Raw genomic sequence first — 19,698 nt, forward strand, 5'->3', positions numbered from 1 at the left:
AGGGGATGATTGGAACAATCAATTTCCGGAGGTGAGAGAGTGATTGCTGAAGATTTTGAACTTGTGACAGCTATTTTTCAGCTGGTTGAGGCCGGAATTGTTCACGGTTATGACGCCTTTCGATACCGCGTTGAATGGGGGGGTAACTATATGGAGGCAGACCTCGCCGTTGAAAAAAATGGCTCAGAAATCTGGGACGCTGAAACTGATTTCAATCATTCGAAAATCTATGCGCTTGTAGAAAAATTACACGAGCATGCAGTCGCTCGCGGTGAGCCCTGGAAGGCATTTGTTCTCTCCTATCGCGAAGGCGAACAAGTGAAAACGAAATTCGACTATTGATTCCGATTGTCTTCTGCCTGTTATCCCTAAAGCAAAATCGAAAGATCGCAGCCTTTGGCAGCGCCTACACATACCCTCTGTAGGAGTTGCCGAAGGCTGCGATCTTTTGCTTTTACTTCGGATAAAGCGGCGGCAACCCGCTATCACCCACCGGATCCTGCACCCGTTCCGCCGCTGGAATCGTGCGGATCGCCCGCCACAAATCCTCACCCTGCCAATGCTGCCCCGTCTCACTGTACAGCGCACCATTCAACCCATCCAGCGCATCTGACAACGGCACAAACCGCGCCGCCATGTCCGCCAGTGTCTCCGGCTGCTGCCGCGCCCAGGCATCCAAGGCCTGCCGCGTCGCCTGCGGATCATTCGCCTGGCTCGCGCGCTTGATGTCATCCATCAAGGTGCGCGGGCTCGGGCCGGTTTGTGCGGCACGATGCACCGCCGGTTGCCAGCGTGCGCGCCACCACAGGCCGAAGCCGAGGAGGGTGGTGCAGGCGAGGATCAGGGTGCTGAGTTTCCACCACCACAACACGTCGTTATCGACGGCGCTCACTTGCAGATTGCCGGCCGGGGTGTCGACTTGCAGGCTCGGGTTGTTGGCCACTTGCAGCGTGCGCGCGGGCAGGCTGCTGTGTTCCAGATGGTCTTCGAAGGTGTTCCACCAAACCACGTCCACCGTCGGCAAATCGATGGCGCCGCTGCGGCTCGGCACCAAGGCTTCGCGCTCTTCGCGGCTGCCGACAATGCCGCGGTCGGTGCTTTGGTTGCTCAGCACCGGTTGATCGGGGTAGCGGCGCAGGCCGTTGACGTCGGTGGCGGGCAGCGCTGGCAGTTGCGAGCTGGCGAGGCCTTCGACTTTCAGGGTCAGGCTGCGCGTCATCGAATCGCCGACCTGAGTGTGTTCCGGTTCCGGGTTCCAGCTTTCGCTGAGACTTAGGCTGCGCGCGGGAAGCCATGGTGCGTCGACCGGATAAGTCAGGGGTTTGGGTTTCACGGTCAGGGGGATTTCGGCGGAACTGACGCGCATCAGTTTGCCCGGTTTCGGTCCCTGCGCATTCGCGTCCTGAGACGGCTGCGTGTCGACCAGTGTCGCGCTGAAAGTCTGCGGGGCGATGGTCAGCAAACCGCTGTGTTGCGGGTAGATCGCATAGCGCATCTCGATCACGCCATGACGGACACCGTTGAGGTCTTTCTCGTAGGTGCGTGTGTCACCGAGTTGCTCGATGCGCGCATCGGCGATTTGCAGCGGCGTCAGGCTGCTGTCGTCGTACAGCGACACCGAATGGTAGATGCGCAACGTCAGGATCGCCTGCGCCTGCACGTAGACGCTGGACTGATCGAGACTGGCTTCGATGAACACCGGATCAAGGCTGTTCTTGTTCTCGCGGGTGTCGCTTTCGACCACTTGTACGGTGATCGGCTGGCTCTGCGCGTCGCCCAGTTGCAGCGGCGGGATCACCACGCTGCCGTTCTCTTTCGGCAGCAGGGTGATGATCCAGCGCGTGGTCGCGCGGTTGTCACCGTTGAGGGTGTTGAGCTGGTTGACCTGGCGCGTGCCGCGCACTTCGAACAACGCTTCGAGCGCGGTCAGGTCGGGTTTGCCGAACTGGGTGACGTCGCTGGTTTCGAGGGTGAGTTCGACCGTCTCGCCGGAGTTCAGGCGACTGCGATCCACGCTGGCCGTCAGCTCGGCCGCCTGGGCGGTGGCCGTGCAGAGCAGCAGGGGCAGCAAGAGAGCGGTGAAGCGGGTCATCGAGTGTTTTCCTGATCCTGATGTTGTTGCTGTTCGTACCAGAATTTGCGTCGCAGCAGTTCGCCCGGATCATCCGGGATCTTGCCCAGCCATTGTTCCAGTGCCTGGCGTTGCTCGCCTTCGAGGTTGTCTTCACTCGGGCGCAGCGTCGGCACGGTGTCCGTTTGTTCTTCCTCGTCGCTGCCCGGCACTTCGTTGGGGCCTGGCTGCGGCGGTGTAGTCGGTGGCGGTTCGCTGGCCGATTCGCTCGGTTGCGCTTCGCTCTGGGTTTCACTTTTTACCGCCGGTGGCGGCGTGGTCGCGGGCGCTGGTTCGTCGCCCGGCAGACTTTGCTGCTCGCTTGGCTTGGTGTCCGGCTCGGCGGGCGGGGGGGCGTTTTTCTGCTTGAGCAGATTTTCCACCAGCGCCTTGTTGGTCTGCGCCGGACGTAAATCCGGTTGCTGTTCCAGTGCCTGCTCATAGGCGTCGATCGCCGCTTCCAGCTCACCGCTTTTCGCTAGCGCGTTGCCACGATTGTAGTGGGCGCGGGCATCGCTGCCTTCGGCGAAACGCTGGGCGGCGCCACTGTAGTCGCCGGCCTCGTACAACGCCACCCCTTGCCACTGGTGATCGTCAAAATGCTGCGCGGCTTCGGCCGGGCGTTTTTGTTTGAGCAGGTGCAGGCCCTGTTGATCGGGGCGCAGCCACAAATCCTCAAAGTCAAAAGCGTAGCTCGGCTGTGGCAAGCAAAACAGCAAAGGCAGGCAAAACAACCAGCCGCGTCGCCCGGCGCACGCCGCGAGCAGCAACAGCGGCAACAGCAGCCAGTAACCCTGATCGGCCCAGGTATCGAGGCGCACGGTCTGGCCGTCGTCGCGCAGGCTGCGTGGGCCGTTGAGCAGGCCGAGCGCGCCGAGATCAGCCTCGTCGAGACGGGCAGGGTGGTATTCGCCGCCGACACTGTTGAGGAACGCACTCAAGGCCGGGCTGTCGAGCTGCGGCACGCGGATCGCGCCTTGTTCGTCCTTGAGGAAACTGCCGTCCTCTTGAGCGATTGGCGCACCTTCGGCAGTGCCGACGCCGAGCATCAACAATTGTGCCGACTGTCCGCTGAGTGCGCGGCGAATGCCTTGGCGTTCTTCTTCGTTCAATGACGAACCAATCAGCAGAATTCGTCCCTGACCGAGCGCGCCCTGTTTCAGCAGGGCCAGCGCTTTGCTCACGGCCAGATCGGCGCGATGACCGCTTTCCGGCATCAACGACGGTTTGAGCGCGTCGAGCAAATTGCGACTGGTCGCGAGGTCATCCGACAGCGGCACCAGCGTGTGCGCGCTGCCGGCGTAAACGACGATCGCGGTCTGCGCATCGCTGCGCGCCTGCAACAGATCAAAGAGCTTACGCCGCGCCTGTTCCAGCCGCGTCGGTGGTGAGTCGGTGGCGAGCATTTCCGGGGTCAGTTCCAGCACCACCACCAACGGGTCGGCGGGTTTCTGGCTGGTCTGTTCGACGCGCTCCCAGCTCGGCCCGAGCAGCGCCAGAATGGTCAGCAACCACGCCACGCCGAGGGCAATCCACGGTAGTTTGCTGTCGCGACCGTTCCCGCCACTGAGCAGGGTGGCATGAAACGCCGGTGGCAAGATCATCTGCCAGCGCCCTGCACGTTTCTGCCGGTGCCAGAGTTGCCAGATCAGCCAGCCCAGCAGCGGTAGCAACAGCAACCACCAAGGACGGAACCAGTGCGGCCAGAGCGCGATCATCGGCGCCTCCGCAGACGCAGGCGTTTGAGGCGCTCGCGCCAGTCAGGCAACGGACTTTGCAGATACAGCTCCTTGGTAAACAGGCGTTGCAACGGGTTGTCCGGCCACAATTCACGGGTGACCAGCAACAGGCTCAACCACAGCGCCAACGCCAGGGGCCAGTGATACAAGGCTTGCGCCGGGCGCGCCTGGGTCGGTTGTTGAGTCACCGGTTCGAGCTGGTCGAGTGTGTCTTTGATGGCTTGCAGTTCTTTGCCGTCGTGGGCACGGAAATACTGGCCGCCGGTGACTTCGGCGATGGCTTTGAGCGCCGGTTCGTCGAGGTCCAGGCTCGGATTGACGCCCAGCAGGCCGGTTGAGCCGCTGTCTTCAGGATTGGCGCCGATGCCGATCGGATAGATTTTCACGCCTTCGCTGGCCGCCAGTTTTGCCGCCGTCAGCGGATCGATTTCGCCGCCGTTGTTCGCGCCGTCAGTGACCAGAATCAGCACACGACTTTGCGCCGGACGCATGCGCAGGCGTTTCAGCGCCAGACCGATGGCGTCGCCGATCGCAGTGTTCTTACCGGCAATGCCGATCCGCGCTTCGTCGAGCCAGACGCGCACGGTGTGGCGATCAAAGGTCAGCGGCGCTTGCAGATAGGCCTGGCTGCCGAACAGGATCAGGCCGACACGGTCGCCATCGCGGCTTTCAAGGAAGTCGCCCAGCAGATGCTGAACCAAGGTGAGACGACTGACTTCTTCGTCCTGCCACTGCATATCGGGGAAATCCATCGAGCCGGACACGTCCACCGCCACCAGCAGATCACGCCCACTGGCGGCAATCGGCAGTGGTTCGCCGAGCCATTGCGGGCGCGCGGCGGCGGTCAACAGCAACAACCACAGGAGCATGAACGGCGCTTGTTGACGCCATGCAGGCAGATTGGCGCGAGCGCGACGGCGGGCGAGGCCTTCGAGGTCGGCGAGAAAACTCACTTTCAAGGCTGGCTCGCCACTGTCGGCGACCGGCAGCACCAGACGCATCAGCCACGGCAGCGGCACCAGCACAAAGATCCACGGCCAGGCGAACTCAAACATGTTTGCGAATCCACGTGTCGACGGCTTGGGTCAGGCCGGCGATGGCTTTGTCGTCGAGTTTGCATTCCGGTTTGTACGCGCCTTCGACTAGCACCATCCAGCGCGTGAGGCCAGCGGCCGGGCAACGATTGTCGAGAAAGGCCAGCCATTTACGCCCGTTGAGGGTGTGGCTCTGGCTGTAGGGATAGTGGTTGCGGCACAGGCGTTTGAGCAGGCCGTTGAGTTGCTGCAGCCAGGCACCGGCCGGGGCGCCGTCGTAGGGTTTGGGCATTTGTGCGAGTTCAGCGAGGGCGGCGATGCGCACCGGGTCGAGCGGCTGTTCAGCACGGACGATCGGGCGCTTCTTCAGCGGAATGAAACGGCGCAGGCGCCACACGGCAAAACCCAGCAGCGGCAACAACAGAAGCAGCAGCCACCAACCCGGTGCCGGCGGCCAGAAGGCGATCGGTGGCGGCGAGATCAGCGGTTGCAGTTGTTCGAGGCCGTTCATCGACCTTTCCCCGGACGCTGCGGATTGAGGAATTCGCGCATCTGCTCGACCATTTCGCTTTGCGTGCTTAGCGGCATCAGCAATACCCGCAGCTTCTGCGCGAGCAATTCCCAGCGCGCGATGCGCGCTTCGGCCTGGGCGCGATAGGTCTGGCGCAGGTCGAAGTTCAACGTGTCGAGCTCCAGTTGTGCACCGCGTTGCGCGAACCGCAAAAGCCCGGCGGCGGGCAGGGCGTGATCGAGCGGATCGGACAGCGGCAACATCAGCAGATCGCAATGCCGCGACAACAGACTCAGCTGCTGTTCGGCGCTGTCGGACAACGCACGCTCGTCGCAGATGACGATCACCAGACTGCCCGGGCGCAGCACTTCACGGGCACGGCGCAAGGCCACGCCGAAGGCATCGCGATCCGGCTCACGCTCGCTGTGCAGTGACTGGTTGACCTTGACCAAACGGTTGAGCAATTGCAGCAGGCTTTGTTTGCTGCGCCGTGGCTTGATTTCGTAGTGCTCGTTGTCACCGAACACCAGCCCGCCAACGCGGTCGTTATGGCCGAGCGCGGCCCAGCCGATCAGTGCTGCGACTTGCGCCGCGAGCACCGATTTGAACATCAGCCCGGAGCCGAAAAACAGCCGCGTGCTTTGCTCGACCATAATGAAAATCGGCCGCTCGCGCTCTTCATGGAACAGTTTGGTGTGCGGCTCCTGCGTGCGTGCGGTGACGCGCCAGTCGATGGTGCGCACGTCGTCGCCGGCCTGATAGACCCGCACCTGATCGAAGTCGACGCCGCGACCACGGAATTTCGAGTGATGCAGGCCGATCAGCGGGCTGCGCTGACTCGGCGTGGAAAACAGCTGCACTTCACGCACGCGGTGGCGCATCTCGATCAGCTCGGCGAGGCTGACGCGGATGCCCGGTTCGGACGGCAGGGGGGCGTTCATGGGGGTCAAGCGACGGCTACGACGTCGAGAATCCGCTGCACCACCCGATCCTGATCGATGCCGGCGGCTTCGGCTTCAAACGACAGAATGATGCGGTGACGCAACACATCGAACAGCACGGCCTGAATGTCTTCCGGGCTGACGAAATCGCGACCTGCCAGCCAGGCGTGGGCGCGGGCACAACGGTCGAGGGCAATCGAGCCGCGCGGGCTGGCGCCGTAGGCGATCCACTCGGCCATTTCCGGGTCGAATTTGGCCGGGTTGCGCGTGGCCATGACCAGTTGCACGAGGTATTCCTCCACGGCGTCGGCCATGTACAGACCGAGGATTTCCTTGCGCGCGGCGAAAATCGCCTGCTGGCTCACACGGCGCTCGGGCTTGGTCTCACCGTTCAGCGCTTCGCCACGGGCCTGCTGCAGGATGCGGCGTTCGACGGCGGCGTCCGGGAAACCGATTTTCACGTGCATCAGGAAACGGTCGAGCTGCGCTTCCGGCAGCGGGTAAGTGCCTTCCTGCTCGATCGGGTTCTGCGTGGCCATCACCAGAAACAGCGGCGACAACTCATAGGTGCTGCGGCCGACACTGACCTGACGCTCGGCCATGGCTTCGAGCAGCGCCGATTGCACCTTGGCCGGGGCGCGGTTGATTTCGTCCGCCAGCACCAGGTTGTGGAAGATCGGCCCTTGCTGGAACACGAAACTGCCGGTTTCCGGGCGATAGATCTCGGTGCCGGTGATGTCGGCCGGCAGCAGGTCCGGGGTGAACTGGATGCGATGGAACTGGGCTTCGATGCCCTCGGCGAGTTCTTTGATCGCTTTGGTCTTGGCCAGACCCGGAGCGCCCTCGACCAGCATGTGGCCGTCGGCGAGCAGGGCGATGAGCAAACGCTCGATGAGTTTTTCCTGGCCGAGAATCTGCGTTGAAAGAAAGGTTCGCAGCGCCAGTAGCGCTTCACGATGTTCCATCGATGACTGTTCCTGGAAAGGGGTGGCCACCGGCGTTCGGATAACGCCGGGGCTGGGGGCGTTACTTTAATCCATCGCGGGGGGTGGCGACTAACGGCATTTTGCGCAAAGTGCGGGAAATGACTGGGGGATTTGTTGGATTTTTGTAGTGCCGGGGAGGGGTAGTGTTCTTTCGGGCCTCTTCGCGAGCAGGCTCGCTCCCACATTTTGAGCGGCGTACATCCGTCAATGTGGGAGCGAGCCTGCTCGCGAAGGGGCCAGCCCAGACACCATCAAACCTCGTTGATGAAGGTGCCAGTCCCATCAAGGATATTGGTCAAGGTCTCGACAACCTCATCCATATCCACCATATCCGGGTTAAAGCTGATCTCCAGCACATCATCCCCGTTCAACGCATCGGCATCCGCCGCCGCGATCTCGATCTTCAGCAGATTCGAAGTCAGCGTGACTTTCACGCCATCTAGAGTCGAAGGCTCGCCATCCAGCGTAATCTCCAGCTCATCCTCGTCCGGATAGCGGCTCATCAGGAACATGTCGCCCTTGTCGCTGTGGCAGCAGAGCATGGCCATGTTGTCTTCTTCGTCATCGCACGGGTTGACGATGAGTAGGGCGGTGTTCATTTGCATGGTCAATTCCTGCCTCGAGGGACGTGTTGGTCGCTAATGGGCGCGATTCTGCCAGTCCTCGGGAATTTCTGCATGTGAGAGTGTCAGAGGATGTGTCGTGAACGCGACGTGGGTCAATGGTCATTTCTGGCACGCATGTACCGTAAAAACGGGCATTCAGACCAGCGTTTTGCGCCACGAGTGCTAGTGTTTACCGATGCCAAACCCTCGGTTTACGTGCCAATGACCGAATATGTCGCAGCACCGCAAGCAGACACATTGTCGCACCCTTTAAGCTGCGCAACGGATGAGCACCCGTAAAGGCATTGTCGGCACCTCTGGCAGTCGCTTTTGCAGATGCCCATTCAATGGAAGGTGAATGTGACCTGAGTGTCCCGTCCAGCTTCACCCACCTGTCCCCCTGTTTCCTCTGCCCGAGAATCAGGAACAGGGCGACACAAGCCCCGAAAGGGGTGTTGCACGCGACGCTTTCCATCAATAACAAGCTTAAGCGGAGTACCACAGATGGCGTTCTTCACCGCAGCCAGCAAAGCCGACTTCCAGCACCAACTGCAAGCGGCACTGGCGCAGCACATCAGTGAACAGGCACTGCCACAAGTGGCGCTGTTCGCTGAACAATTCTTCGGCATCATTTCCCTGGACGAGCTGACTCAACGTCGCCTCTCCGACCTCGCTGGCTGTACTCTTTCTGCGTGGCGCCTGCTTGAGCGCTTCGATCACGCGCAACCGCAAGTGCGCGTCTACAACCCTGATTACGAGCGTCATGGCTGGCAGTCGACCCACACCGCGGTCGAAGTCCTGCACCATGACCTGCCATTTCTGGTCGACTCGGTTCGCACCGAGCTGAACCGTCGCGGCTACAGCATCCACACCCTGCAAACCACCGTGCTCAGCGTGCGTCGTGGCAGCAAGGGCGAGTTGCTGGAAATCCTGCCGAAGGGCAGCACCGGCGAAGGCGTTCTGCACGAATCGCTGATGTACCTGGAAATCGACCGCTGCGCCAACGCGGCCGAACTGAATGTGCTGAGCAAAGAGCTGGAACAGGTTCTCGGTGAAGTCCGCGTTGCGGTCGCCGATTTCGAGCCGATGAAAGCCAAGGTGCAGGAAATCCTCACCAAACTCGACAACAGCGCGTTTGCCGTCGATACCGACGAAAAGAACGAAATCAAGAGCTTCCTGGAATGGCTGGTGGGCAACCACTTCACCTTCCTCGGCTACGAAGAATTCGTGGTCACCGATCAGGCCGATGGCGGCCATATCGAGTACGACCAGAACTCCTTCCTCGGCCTGACCAAACTGCTGCGCACCGGCCTGACCTACGAAGACCTGCGCATCGAAGACTACGCCGTTGCCTACCTGCGCGAACCGACCCTGCTGTCGTTTGCCAAGGCTGCGCACCCGAGCCGTGTCCACCGTCCGGCGTACCCGGACTACGTGTCGATCCGTGAAATCGACGCCGATGGCAAAGTCATCAAGGAACACCGCTTCATGGGCCTGTACACCTCCTCGGTGTATGGCGAGAGCGTGCGGGTCATCCCGTTCATCCGCCGCAAGGTCGAAGAAATCGAAACGCGCTCCGGCTTCCAGTCCAAGGCTCACCTGGGCAAGGAACTGGCGCAGGTCCTCGAAGTGCTGCCGCGTGACGACCTGTTCCAGACCCCGGTCGACGAGCTGTTCACCACCGTCATGTCGATCGTGCAGATCCAGGAGCGCAACAAGATCCGCGTGTTCCTGCGCAAAGACCCGTACGGTCGTTTCTGCTACTGCCTGGCCTACGTGCCGCGCGACATCTACTCCACCGAAGTTCGCCAGAAGATCCAGCAAGTGCTGATGGAGCGCCTGAAGGCCTCCGATTGCGAATTCTGGACGTTCTTCTCCGAGTCCGTGCTGGCGCGTGTGCAGTTGATTCTGCGTGTCGACCCGAAAAACCGTCTCGACATCGACCCGGTGCTGCTGGAAAAAGAAGTCGTGCAAGCCTGCCGCAGCTGGCAGGACGACTACGCCGCACTGACCGTCGAAAGCTTCGGCGAAGCTCACGGCACCAACGTGCTGGCCGACTTCCCGAAAGGCTTCCCGGCTGGTTACCGCGAGCGTTTCGCTGCGCATTCGGCCGTGGTCGACATGCAGCACCTGCTGAGCCTCAACGAAAAAAATCCGCTGGTGATGAGCTTCTATCAGCCGCTCGGTCAGGTCTCCGGCCAGCGCGAGCTGCATTGCAAGCTGTACCACGCCGACACCCCGCTGGCGCTGTCCGACGTCTTGCCGATTCTGGAAAACCTCGGCCTGCGCGTGCTGGGTGAATTCCCGTACCGTCTGCGTCACACCAATGGCCGCGAGTTCTGGATTCACGACTTCGCGTTCACTGCCGCTGAAGGTCTGGACCTCGACATCCAGCAACTCAACGACACCCTGCAGGACGCCTTCGTCCACATCGTTCGCGGCGACGCCGAGAACGATGCGTTCAACCGTCTGGTACTGACCGCCGGCCTGCCTTGGCGCGACGTCGCGCTGCTGCGTGCTTACGCGCGTTACCTGAAGCAGATTCGTCTGGGCTTCGATCTGGGTTACATCGCCAGCACCCTGAACAACCACACCGACATCGCTCGCGAGCTGACCCGGTTGTTCAAGACCCGCTTCTATCTGGCGCGCAAACTCAGCGACGACGATCTGGAAGACAAGCAACTGCGTCTGGAACAAGCGATTCTGACCGCACTGGACGATGTTCAGGTGCTCAACGAAGACCGCATCCTGCGTCGTTACCTCGACCTGATCAAAGCCACCCTGCGCACCAACTTCTACCAGACTGACGCCAACGGCCAGAACAAGTCGTACTTCAGCTTCAAGTTTAATCCGCACGCGATCCCTGAACTGCCGAAGCCAGTGCCGAAGTTCGAAATCTTCGTTTACTCGCCACGCGTTGAAGGCGTGCACCTGCGCTTCGGTAACGTTGCCCGTGGTGGTCTGCGCTGGTCCGACCGTGAAGAAGACTTCCGTACCGAAGTCCTCGGCCTGGTAAAAGCTCAACAAGTGAAGAACTCGGTCATCGTGCCAGTGGGTGCGAAGGGCGGCTTCCTGCCGCGTCGTCTGCCACTGGGCGGCAGCCGTGACGAGATCGCGGCTGAGGGCATCGCCTGCTACCGCATCTTCATTTCCGGTCTGTTGGACATCACCGACAACCTGAAAGACGGCGCACTGGTACCGCCATTGAACGTGGTTCGCCACGACGATGACGACCCGTACCTGGTAGTCGCGGCGGACAAGGGCACTGCGACCTTCTCCGACATCGCCAACGGCATCGCTATCGACTACGGCTTCTGGCTGGGTGACGCGTTTGCGTCCGGTGGTTCGGCCGGTTACGACCACAAGAAAATGGGCATTACCGCCAAAGGCGCGTGGGTTGGCGTACAGCGTCACTTCCGCGAGCGCGGCATCAATGTTCAGGAAGACAGCATCACTGTGGTCGGCGTCGGCGATATGGCCGGTGACGTGTTCGGTAACGGCCTGTTGATGTCCGACAAGCTGCAACTGGTCGCTGCCTTCAACCACATGCACATCTTCATCGACCCGAACCCGAACCCGGCGACCAGCTTCGTCGAGCGTCAGCGCATGTTCGACCTGCCGCGTTCGGCCTGGACCGACTACGACACCAGCATCATGTCCGAAGGTGGCGGTATCTTCTCGCGCAGCGCGAAGAGCATCGCAATCTCCCCGCAGATGCAGGAACGCTTCGACATCAAGGCTGACAAGCTGACCCCGACCGAACTGCTGAACGCCTTGCTCAAGGCGCCGGTGGATCTGCTGTGGAACGGCGGTATCGGTACTTACGTCAAGGCCAGCACCGAGAGCCACGCCGATGTCGGCGACAAGGCCAACGACGCACTGCGCGTCAACGGCAACGAGCTGCGCTGCAAAGTCGTGGGCGAGGGCGGTAACCTCGGCATGACCCAACTGGGTCGTGTCGAATTCGGTCTGAATGGCGGCGGCTCCAACACCGACTTCATCGACAACGCCGGTGGTGTGGACTGCTCCGACCACGAAGTGAACATCAAGATCCTGCTGAACGAAGTGGTTCAGGCCGGTGACATGACCGACAAGCAACGCAACCAGTTGCTGGCGAGCATGACCGACGAAGTCGGCAATCTGGTGCTGGGCAACAACTACAAGCAGACTCAGGCCCTGTCCCTGGCGGCACGTCGTGCGTATGCGCGCATCGCTGAGTACAAGCGTCTGATGGGCGATCTGGAAGGCCGTGGCAAGCTGGACCGTGCCATCGAGTTCCTGCCGACCGAAGAGCAACTGGCCGAGCGTATTGCTGAAGGCCACGGTTTGACCCGTCCTGAGCTGTCGGTGCTGATTTCTTACAGCAAAATCGACCTGAAAGAGCAGCTGTTGGGCTCGCTGGTACCGGACGACGATTACCTGACCCGCGACATGGAAACGGCGTTCCCGCCGACCCTGGTCAGCAAGTTCTCCGAAGCCATGCGTCGTCACCGCCTGAAGCGCGAGATCGTCAGCACCCAGATCGCCAACGACCTGGTCAACCACATGGGCATCACCTTCGTTCAACGACTCAAAGAGTCGACCGGCATGAGCCCGGCGAACGTCGCTGGCGCTTATGTAATCGTGCGCGACATCTTCCATCTCCCGCACTGGTTCCGTCAGATCGAAGCGCTGGACTACCAAGTCAGCGCTGACGTTCAGCTGGAGCTGATGGACGAGCTGATGCGTCTGGGCCGTCGCGCTACGCGCTGGTTCCTGCGTGCCCGTCGCAACGAGCAGAACGCTGCCCGTGACGTCGCGCATTTCGGTCCGCACCTGAAAGAGCTGGGCCTGAAACTCGACGAACTGCTGAGCGGCGAAATCCGTGAAAACTGGCAGTCGCGTTATCAGGCGTACGTCGAAGCCGGTGTACCGGAACTGCTGGCGCGTATGGTTGCGGGCACCTCGCACCTGTACACGCTGCTGCCGATCATCGAAGCGTCCGACGTGACTGGCCAGAACCCTGCCGAAGTGGCCAAGGCTTACTTCGCCGTGGGCAGTGCGCTGGACATCACCTGGTACCTGCAACAGATCAGCGCTCTGCCGGTTGAAAACAACTGGCAGGCTCTGGCCCGTGAAGCGTTCCGTGATGACGTCGACTGGCAGCAACGGGCGATCACCATCTCCGTCCTGCAACAGGGCGACGGCACACTGGATGTGGAAGCACGTCTGGCGCTGTGGATGGAACAGCACGAAAGCATGATCTCGCGCTGGCGCGCCATGCTGGTGGAAATCCGCGCGGCAAGCGGCACGGACTACGCCATGTATGCCGTGGCCAACCGTGAACTGCTGGATCTGGCATTGAGCGGGCAAGCGGTCGTGCCTGCGGCTGCTGCGAATGCCGAGCTTGAATTGGCGTAAGTAGTGGTTGAATGAAAAAGCCCCGCTCTCGGAAGAGGCGGGGCTTTTTCATTGTTCTTATTTACACCAGTTCCGAACAACGAAAGGCGAAACTGCGTACGCCATCGGCATGAGGCAAGGAAGTGCCAGCCCCGATAATCTGATCATTTTGGGTGGCTATGGATACGCCTAAGTCGAGAACGTCAGTTAGATTAATGGTCAAAAAACCTTTATCTGCAAAATGGGTGTCTTGAACACCGTCCAGGTCGAACTTGGCAATGATCGTTTTTGAGTCCTCCTCTCCTAAGGTGTCGGCGATAACCATTATGTGCTTACCCTGTCGCAGGGTTCCTTGATGCCATTGAATACCCATCGGCGCCCGTGGATATGCGGTAATCAATGGCTCGCCTTGATTAAAGGAAGAGACCAATGCGCCTTTGTTGTCGATACAAAACAATAGGCCACTTTGAATCCCGTGTGACGACGTGCTACCAATACCCAGGATATTGCCGTCAGGTAATTCTATAAGTTGACTTGTACCGCCACTATGCTGATCAGTTTCAATCACAACGAAGCCTTTGTTTCCGAACTCTTTAATGATCTCGCCCTGTGCATTGAAGCGAGCAATCATCGGCATCATTTTGCCTTCCACAGCAGTGTTTCCACCAACGACAAACGATCCATCCTGGAGCCTTATCAGTGAGTTAGCCGTTGTGTAATTAGCAAGGTACTGGACAGCGACATAGCCTTTTTCATGAAAATCCATGTCCAGCGAACCGTTCTTTTCCAGCCTGATTAATAAACCGATATTGTCGCTGAAGCTATATAGATGATTGCTGATAATCATCAGCTTGCCGTCTGGCAACTCAATGGAGTGTCCACCTTCGCGGGACGTCGATGCGTCTTTATTGGCGATCTCTTCTTTGGACAATCGGTAGGCGGGTGTCGAGATCGGATCAACGATCAGTACCCCATCGTTTCCAAATGCCTTGACGGGCATTCCTTTATCGTCAAAAAGAGCCAACCCACGCAGCAATGGGGACGAAGGATCGTACTCGAACCACCCTTCAAGCAGTATTGTCTTGTCTTTGAGTACGCGAACACCCCTGCCCGTTGATAGATCGCCGACTGCGAACTCACCAATGACACTTCCTTGATCACCGAAATCGGGATCTTGTCGACCATCAGTCTTCAGGCGCACGATTGAGAAACGTTTTCCAGCTCTGCCTGCGATCAACAGTTTGTTGTCCGGCGCGACGGTGATGCCCCACACAAATCCATTGGTGCCATCCGGATATTTTAACCAACTCACGCCTGATTCATCAGATCCGAAAGTCGGGTCGAGAGCTTCCACGTTGGCGCTATTGATAATGTTAGACATTGCCTGCTCCTCAAACCTGTGGTTTCTGCATACGCCGATAACCGACCTGGGATCGAGAGATCAATACAGTCAGATTATTGGAAGCCAATTTGGCGAGACGGTCTACTGTCAGGGTTGACAGTAGACAGATGAGCATATGTGTGAAGTTCGAGCGCGCGGTATCTCGCCTTTGCTGCCAATGCCGAGTTTTACTCGGCTTGGGCAGTGGTTGAACGAGAAAGCCCCGGTGTCGTGAGATGCCGGGGCTGTTTTATGTCTGAGGTTTTTTTGGTGGCTGTTATGGCGCCATCGCGAGCAGGCTCGCTCCCACAGGGGAATGCATTTCAAATGTGGGAGCGAGCCTGCTCGCGAAAGGGCCCTTACATTCAATACAACTTCTGACCGTGTTGACTATTCAGCATTGACACTTTATTCGCAGGCATCGCGACTAAATTGCTGAGCGACTGGTCAAACTTCTGCAACGCCCGTACTTGCACATCCTGCTGCTGATTAATATCCGCCACTATCTCCTCCGAACCCTTGAAGTCCGCCCATACCGGCGTCAATTCCCGTGCATCCGAACCTTTCGCCGTGCCGATATAGTTCAACTGCGCATCATAAAAGTCGGCACTGACATCCGCCTTGATGTCGGAACTGCGCGAGGTGATCAACTGGCTGTGGGTGTCGACGATTGCGACTACATCCGGTCTGGCCGCGCGCAGGCTTTGCATGTCCGGATACACCGTCACCGAGCCAAACTGGCGTTGCAGCGAGGCATTGACCCATTCCACCGCCATGTCCGGTTTCGAGCTGGCGACGTAGGCGTCATGGATCGGCTGCACCAGCAGGCTCTGGCCGAAACCGGTGCCGGCGTTGGCCTGATAGTCGCGCAGGTATTCGCGGTTGGTCTGGGTGCTTGGGCTGTAGACCACGCCGAGCGATACGCCGGGACCGCTTTTTACCTGGGTGGCGCTGCTGCGGCCGGTGGGATGGGGGAGCAGGGTGTCGAGTGAAGAAACGGCTTGGGGCGCGGTGGGTACCGAACAGGCTGACAGAGCTAAAACCGATATCGCCAGTACACTGGTGAGCGCAAGTTTCATGGTGTTTCTCCCGTGAAACAACAGACGGAAAGTTTGCAATGCCGTCGGCGACGACAGTTGATTCAGACTAAACCCGCCAAGCTGACAATTTGCTGTAATAAAAGCAGAGCAATAGTTTTATTGGCTTTAACCCGTAACCGCTAATTTCGCCGCGAAATAAAAAGGTGCCAATCGTCGATTTGCGCCTGTTTATTTATGGCTGGTTAAACAGCCATCAGTTTTTCAGCGGGATCAACACTTCTTCATCCGGAGCCAGGACCATGAACACCAGCAACTTGGCAGGCTTGGTCTGGCTGGCGTTTTTCGAGACCAAATGTTCGGAACCAGCAGGTTCGTACCAGAACTGACCCTTGTTGTAGGTGATCGGTTGTTCACCTTTGACCTGGGAAATCACTTCGCCTTCGAGCACGTAGGCCATGGCGGTGCCGTCGTGTTTATGGGCGATAGAGGACTGACCGGGTTTGTAATCGACCTCGATCATCATGGCTTTTTTGCCGGGGGCGTTTTTCAGCATCTGGTCTTGCAGGACGGTGACTTTTTCCGAGGGATCGTGGGCTAAAACGGCCGAAGTGCAGAGGCTTAAGGCGAGGGCGGCGGCGAAGAAGGGCAGGGCTTTCATGGCGGGTTACCTGTGAGGGTTGGGGTTGCTGATCACAGTAGTCCGCAGGGTAGGGCATTCAAACGGCCAATATTCGGGAAGATTGGGTGACCAATTGGCGGTGTTTCAGAAAGGTTGTCGGTGCGGCTGAATACGCCTTCGCGAGCAGGCTCGCTCCCACAGGGTTCAGCGTCGTTCGATAATTAATGTACGACACAAAAACCTGTGGGAGCGAGCTTGCTCGCGAAGGCGTCAGATCAGACGATAGGGAAGCTATTGAAGTCGACGCTATTGGCCAACCGACTATCGATCAGGTCAATAAACCCCTGCGCCTCGGGCCGGTTGAAATGCGCCTGCATCGCCGCTTCCGACTGCCAGCGGGCACTGACCGTCCAGCGGTGGCTGTCCTCGGGGCAGCGGTCGACCAGGTAGGAATCGCAGCCCGGCGTTTCGCGCAAGGTTTCGACGATCTTCTGCAGTTGCCTGCCCAGTTCATCCGAGCGGCCGGCCGCAGCCTGCACCTGGACCGTATTGATCACTTCGTTGGACATTGCTCACACTCCTGAATCAGGCCGGACGAATCCTGCTCATTGAGGGATAACGCCTGTGCAGGATAGGCCTGCACCCCCGGAACACCAATAACCAATCGGCGGTTAAATCTTTAGGCCAATCGCTCAGGCGACTTGCTGGAGGATGTCGCGCAGGCGATCCAGAGCGATATCGATGTCGAGGGTTTCGATCGCGCCGAAGCCGAAATACAGGCCATTCTTTGCCGGTTGTTGATGGTAGAAACCATTGATCGAGTACAAACCGACTTCGACCTTTTTCGCCAGTTCGATCACCAATGGCAGGTCGATCGGCACCTTGCAGAACACCGCCATATGAAACCCGGCGCTGGCCGGCACCGCCTCCAGCCATGGCGCCAGATCGCTGGCCATACGCGCCAGAATCCGCTCGCGGCGCTGGGCGTAGATCGCGTGACAGCGGCGGATATGCTTGAGCAGGCAGCCCTCGGCGATGAACTTGGCCAGAGCCCATTGCGGCAGGGTCGAGGCGTGCAGATCGGTGAGCTGCTTGGCGCGGATCACCGCCTCAAGGATCGCCGGCGGCAGAATCGCATAGCCCAGACGCAACTCCGGCAGCAGGGTTTTCGAGAAGGTGCCGACGTAAGCGACGATGCCGCGCTGATCGAGATTGAACAGCGAATCGGTGGGCCGGCCTTCGTAGCGAAACTCGCTGTCGTAGTCGTCCTCGATGATGATCGCACCCAACTCATGAGCGCGGGCCAGCAAGGCTTCACGGCGCGCCTGACTCATCGGCATGCCCAGCGGGAACTGGTGCGACGGCGTGACATAAATGAGGCGCGTGCCATCGGGAATGTGCTCGACCTGAATACCCTCGGCATCCACCGGAATCCCGACCACCTCGGCGCCATGGGTGCCGAACAACAGGCGTGCTGGCGGATAACCGGGATCTTCCATCGCCACCAGACTGCCGGGGCGGATCAACACGCGGGTGATCAGGTCCAGCGCCTGTTGCGCGCCGTTGCACACGACGATGTCTTCGTCCTGACAGTTGATCCCGCGGGAAAACGCGATGTGCCGGGCAATCGCATTGCGCAGCGCCGGCAGGCCTTCGGCGACACTGTAGAAACCCTTGGACTGGCTCATCTGGCGCATCGCATGGGCGACGCAGCGGCGCCAGTCATCCTGCGGAAACTGGCCCTTGCTGGTCGCGCCGCCGATGAAGTCGTAGCGCAGCGAGCCTTCCAGCGTCGGGTGGCGCAGAAACACCGGCAGATTGCGCCAGCTCTCGATCACCTCGGCACTGGCCAGTTCGGTGTGGCTTTGCTTGTGCTGGATCTGCGCCGGACGCGCGTTGACGTAGGTGCCTTTGCCGATCACCCCGGTGAGGAAGTTTTCGTAGTTCAGTTGCGCGTAGGTGTCGGAAATGGTCTTGCGCGAGATGCCCAGTTGCTCGGCGAGCAGACGGCTGGGCGGCAACTGCGTGCCAGCGGCCAAGCGCCCGGATTCAATGGCGCCGCGCAGTTGCTGATACAACTGACCGGCAAGATCCTTGCGGCCGTTGATCACGACGTGAAGTTCCATACCGACGAGGCTCCCGGGGCTATTTGGCGTGCCTGCCAGATTAGCGCTGTTGCGGGATCGGCAATAGTTGCCTACCCGAAAAAACCAAAATTGGCCCCAATCCCCTGTAGGAGTGAGCCTGCTCGCGATGACGGTGGCATATCCGACAACAATGTTGCCTGACACACCGCTATCGCGAGCAGGCTCACTCCTACAGGGATTTGTGCTCGGCTCATGGTGATTGGTGTAGCGGTTTTCCGTGCAATTGGGGCTGTAATGCATAGCTGTCGGCGTTTACGGTGAACTCATCATTCCGTCCACCGAGAACCGCCCATGTCCCCGCGCCTGGATTACTACAACACTTCGCCCAAGGCGATGAAAGCGATGATTGCCATGGAGGCTCTGACCGCCAACCTCAGTATCGAACAGCCGATACTGCAACTGATCAGGATCCGTGCCTCGCAGCTCAACGGCTGCGCCTTCTGCACCGACATGCATTCGGTGGACGCGCGGCGAGCCGGGGAGAGTGATCGGCGTTTGTATGCGATCGCGGTGTGGCGCGACAGCAACTTCTTCAACCCGCGCGAGCGTGCGGCGCTGGCTTGGGCGGAGGCGGTGACGTTGTTGGCGGAGAGCCGTGTGCCTGATGAGGTGTATCAGCAAGCGCGCGAGCAATTCAACGAAGGCGAACTGGTCGACCTGACCATGGCCGTGACCACCATCAACAGCTGGAACCGCCTCGCAGTAAGCTTCCGCCAAACCCCAAGCGATTGAGCCCGCCCTGATCGTTCCCACGCTCTGCGTGGGAATGCAGCCCGGGACGCTCCGCGTCCCCTCCAGAGTCGAACGCGGAGCGTCCGTTGAGGCATTCCTTTGCTGCGCGTGGGAACGATCGGTGGGGTGTCATTGCGGTGGGCGTTGTGGTTTCACCGACGTGCCGAAGGTGTTGCCCATCCGCGTACTGGTCGCCGCCGGTGTCGCCAGTCCAACCTGATTCGGTGGCCGCTTGTTCACCGGCACATTCAGCGCTTCCTGATTCCTCTCCGCCGCCGCAGCGCCTTCCGGGTTGTTGCCCATCTGCTGGCTCAAACAATCGTAATTCGGCGCCTTGTAACCGCCGACCGTCACCTCGACACAGCCCAACGGCTGCTCGGCATAAGCGCTCGACAGCGCCATCAACAACAGCCCGCCAAGGCTCAATCGCCACAGTGTATTCATGCTCGCCTCCTGGCCGGCCGAAAGGGGCCG

Annotated in this window: 16 protein-coding genes; 3 read left to right on the forward strand and 13 right to left on the reverse strand. The window is 59.8% G+C overall.

The window, feature by feature from the left end:
- Positions 1–39: 39 nt before the first annotated feature.
- On the forward strand, positions 40–342 hold the full coding sequence (locus PspS49_RS12720) for a hypothetical protein (protein WP_007916505.1): 303 nt from the start codon (positions 40–42) through the stop codon (positions 340–342).
- Positions 343–454: 112 nt separating this feature from the next.
- Here PspS49_RS12720 and PspS49_RS12725 read toward each other — a convergent pair whose 3' ends face one another.
- The 7 genes from PspS49_RS12725 to PspS49_RS12755 all read right to left on the reverse strand — a co-directional run bounded on the left by PspS49_RS12725 (position 455) and on the right by PspS49_RS12755 (position 7,926).
- Positions 455–2,092, reverse strand: a complete 1,638-nt coding sequence (locus tag PspS49_RS12725; RefSeq protein ID WP_160039569.1) for a BatD family protein — start codon at positions 2,090–2,092, stop codon at positions 455–457.
- Positions 2,089–3,828 (reverse strand): tetratricopeptide repeat protein, encoded by a 1,740-nt coding sequence (locus PspS49_RS12730; protein ID WP_160039571.1) that lies wholly within the window; start codon positions 3,826–3,828, stop codon positions 2,089–2,091. The genes PspS49_RS12725 and PspS49_RS12730 overlap by 4 nt, the downstream gene beginning before the upstream one ends.
- Complete coding sequence (locus PspS49_RS12735) at positions 3,825–4,904, reverse strand: VWA domain-containing protein (RefSeq protein ID WP_160039573.1); 1,080 nt, start codon at positions 4,902–4,904, stop codon at positions 3,825–3,827. Before PspS49_RS12735 ends, PspS49_RS12730 begins: the two co-directional genes overlap by 4 nt.
- Positions 4,897–5,394: a DUF4381 domain-containing protein gene (locus tag PspS49_RS12740; RefSeq protein WP_034155614.1), complete on the reverse strand. Its 498-nt coding sequence runs from the start codon at positions 5,392–5,394 to the stop codon at positions 4,897–4,899. The genes PspS49_RS12735 and PspS49_RS12740 overlap by 8 nt, the downstream gene beginning before the upstream one ends.
- Positions 5,391–6,335: a DUF58 domain-containing protein gene (locus PspS49_RS12745; protein ID WP_127926941.1), complete on the reverse strand. Its 945-nt coding sequence runs from the start codon at positions 6,333–6,335 to the stop codon at positions 5,391–5,393. Before PspS49_RS12745 ends, PspS49_RS12740 begins: the two co-directional genes overlap by 4 nt.
- A gap of 5 nt (positions 6,336–6,340) precedes the next feature.
- On the reverse strand, positions 6,341–7,300 hold the full coding sequence (locus PspS49_RS12750) for a MoxR family ATPase (RefSeq protein WP_007913915.1): 960 nt from the start codon (positions 7,298–7,300) through the stop codon (positions 6,341–6,343).
- 272 nt (positions 7,301–7,572) lie between these two features.
- On the reverse strand, positions 7,573–7,926 hold the full coding sequence (locus PspS49_RS12755) for a hypothetical protein (protein WP_127926943.1): 354 nt from the start codon (positions 7,924–7,926) through the stop codon (positions 7,573–7,575).
- A gap of 504 nt (positions 7,927–8,430) precedes the next feature.
- Between PspS49_RS12755 and PspS49_RS12760 the strand changes: the two genes are divergently transcribed.
- On the forward strand, positions 8,431–13,326 hold the full coding sequence (locus PspS49_RS12760) for an NAD-glutamate dehydrogenase (RefSeq protein ID WP_160039575.1): 4,896 nt from the start codon (positions 8,431–8,433) through the stop codon (positions 13,324–13,326).
- 61 nt (positions 13,327–13,387) lie between these two features.
- Here the strand turns inward: PspS49_RS12760 and PspS49_RS12765 are convergent, their stop codons facing one another.
- From PspS49_RS12765 to PspS49_RS12785, 5 genes are all read right to left on the reverse strand, one after another.
- Positions 13,388–14,686, reverse strand: coding sequence for a hypothetical protein (locus tag PspS49_RS12765; protein ID WP_160039577.1), 1,299 nt, complete (start codon positions 14,684–14,686; stop codon positions 13,388–13,390).
- Positions 14,687–15,051: 365 nt separating this feature from the next.
- Positions 15,052–15,765, reverse strand: a complete 714-nt coding sequence (locus PspS49_RS12770) for an ATPase (protein WP_127926949.1) — start codon at positions 15,763–15,765, stop codon at positions 15,052–15,054.
- Positions 15,766–15,979: 214 nt separating this feature from the next.
- Positions 15,980–16,384, reverse strand: a complete 405-nt coding sequence (locus PspS49_RS12775; RefSeq protein ID WP_160039579.1) for a cupin domain-containing protein — start codon at positions 16,382–16,384, stop codon at positions 15,980–15,982.
- 236 nt (positions 16,385–16,620) lie between these two features.
- On the reverse strand, positions 16,621–16,914 hold the full coding sequence (locus tag PspS49_RS12780) for a putative quinol monooxygenase (RefSeq protein ID WP_016984406.1): 294 nt from the start codon (positions 16,912–16,914) through the stop codon (positions 16,621–16,623).
- A 123-nt stretch (positions 16,915–17,037) separates the two neighbouring features.
- Positions 17,038–18,471 carry a PLP-dependent aminotransferase family protein gene (locus tag PspS49_RS12785; RefSeq protein WP_160039581.1) on the reverse strand — a complete coding sequence of 478 codons (1,434 nt, stop codon included), beginning with the start codon at positions 18,469–18,471 and terminating at the stop codon, positions 17,038–17,040.
- Positions 18,472–18,783: 312 nt separating this feature from the next.
- Between PspS49_RS12785 and PspS49_RS12790 the strand changes: the two genes are divergently transcribed.
- Positions 18,784–19,224 carry a carboxymuconolactone decarboxylase family protein gene (locus PspS49_RS12790; RefSeq protein ID WP_160039583.1) on the forward strand — a complete coding sequence of 147 codons (441 nt, stop codon included), beginning with the start codon at positions 18,784–18,786 and terminating at the stop codon, positions 19,222–19,224.
- 129 nt (positions 19,225–19,353) lie between these two features.
- Here PspS49_RS12790 and PspS49_RS12795 read toward each other — a convergent pair whose 3' ends face one another.
- The gene (locus PspS49_RS12795; protein ID WP_160039585.1) at positions 19,354–19,668 is read right to left on the reverse strand and encodes a hypothetical protein; all 315 of its coding nucleotides are present in this window, start codon (positions 19,666–19,668) and stop codon (positions 19,354–19,356) included.
- Between the last annotated feature and the right edge of the window lie 30 nt (positions 19,669–19,698).

This window comes from Pseudomonas sp. S49, from assembly GCF_009866785.1.
GTDB lineage: Bacteria > Pseudomonadota > Gammaproteobacteria > Pseudomonadales > Pseudomonadaceae > Aquipseudomonas.

Coding starts and splice junctions, on each gene's coding strand:
- PspS49_RS12725 (WP_160039569.1), bottom strand. CDS start 2,092: ATGACCCGCTTCACCGCTCTCTTGCTGCCCCTGCTGCTCTGCACGGCC.
- PspS49_RS12770 (WP_127926949.1), bottom strand. CDS start 15,765: ATGAAACTTGCGCTCACCAGTGTACTGGCGATATCGGTTTTAGCTCTG.
- PspS49_RS12765 (WP_160039577.1), bottom strand. CDS start 14,686: ATGTCTAACATTATCAATAGCGCCAACGTGGAAGCTCTCGACCCGACT.
- PspS49_RS12745 (WP_127926941.1), bottom strand. CDS start 6,335: ATGAACGCCCCCCTGCCGTCCGAACCGGGCATCCGCGTCAGCCTCGCC.
- PspS49_RS12730 (WP_160039571.1), bottom strand. CDS start 3,828: ATGATCGCGCTCTGGCCGCACTGGTTCCGTCCTTGGTGGTTGCTGTTG.
- PspS49_RS12750 (WP_007913915.1), bottom strand. CDS start 7,300: ATGGAACATCGTGAAGCGCTACTGGCGCTGCGAACCTTTCTTTCAACG.
- PspS49_RS12785 (WP_160039581.1), bottom strand. CDS start 18,471: ATGGAACTTCACGTCGTGATCAACGGCCGCAAGGATCTTGCCGGTCAG.
- PspS49_RS12790 (WP_160039583.1), top strand. CDS start 18,784: ATGTCCCCGCGCCTGGATTACTACAACACTTCGCCCAAGGCGATGAAA.
- PspS49_RS12760 (WP_160039575.1), top strand. CDS start 8,431: ATGGCGTTCTTCACCGCAGCCAGCAAAGCCGACTTCCAGCACCAACTG.
- PspS49_RS12735 (WP_160039573.1), bottom strand. CDS start 4,904: ATGTTTGAGTTCGCCTGGCCGTGGATCTTTGTGCTGGTGCCGCTGCCG.
- PspS49_RS12775 (WP_160039579.1), bottom strand. CDS start 16,384: ATGAAAGCCCTGCCCTTCTTCGCCGCCGCCCTCGCCTTAAGCCTCTGC.
- PspS49_RS12740 (WP_034155614.1), bottom strand. CDS start 5,394: ATGAACGGCCTCGAACAACTGCAACCGCTGATCTCGCCGCCACCGATC.
- PspS49_RS12795 (WP_160039585.1), bottom strand. CDS start 19,668: ATGAATACACTGTGGCGATTGAGCCTTGGCGGGCTGTTGTTGATGGCG.
- PspS49_RS12780 (WP_016984406.1), bottom strand. CDS start 16,914: ATGTCCAACGAAGTGATCAATACGGTCCAGGTGCAGGCTGCGGCCGGC.
- PspS49_RS12755 (WP_127926943.1), bottom strand. CDS start 7,926: ATGCAAATGAACACCGCCCTACTCATCGTCAACCCGTGCGATGACGAA.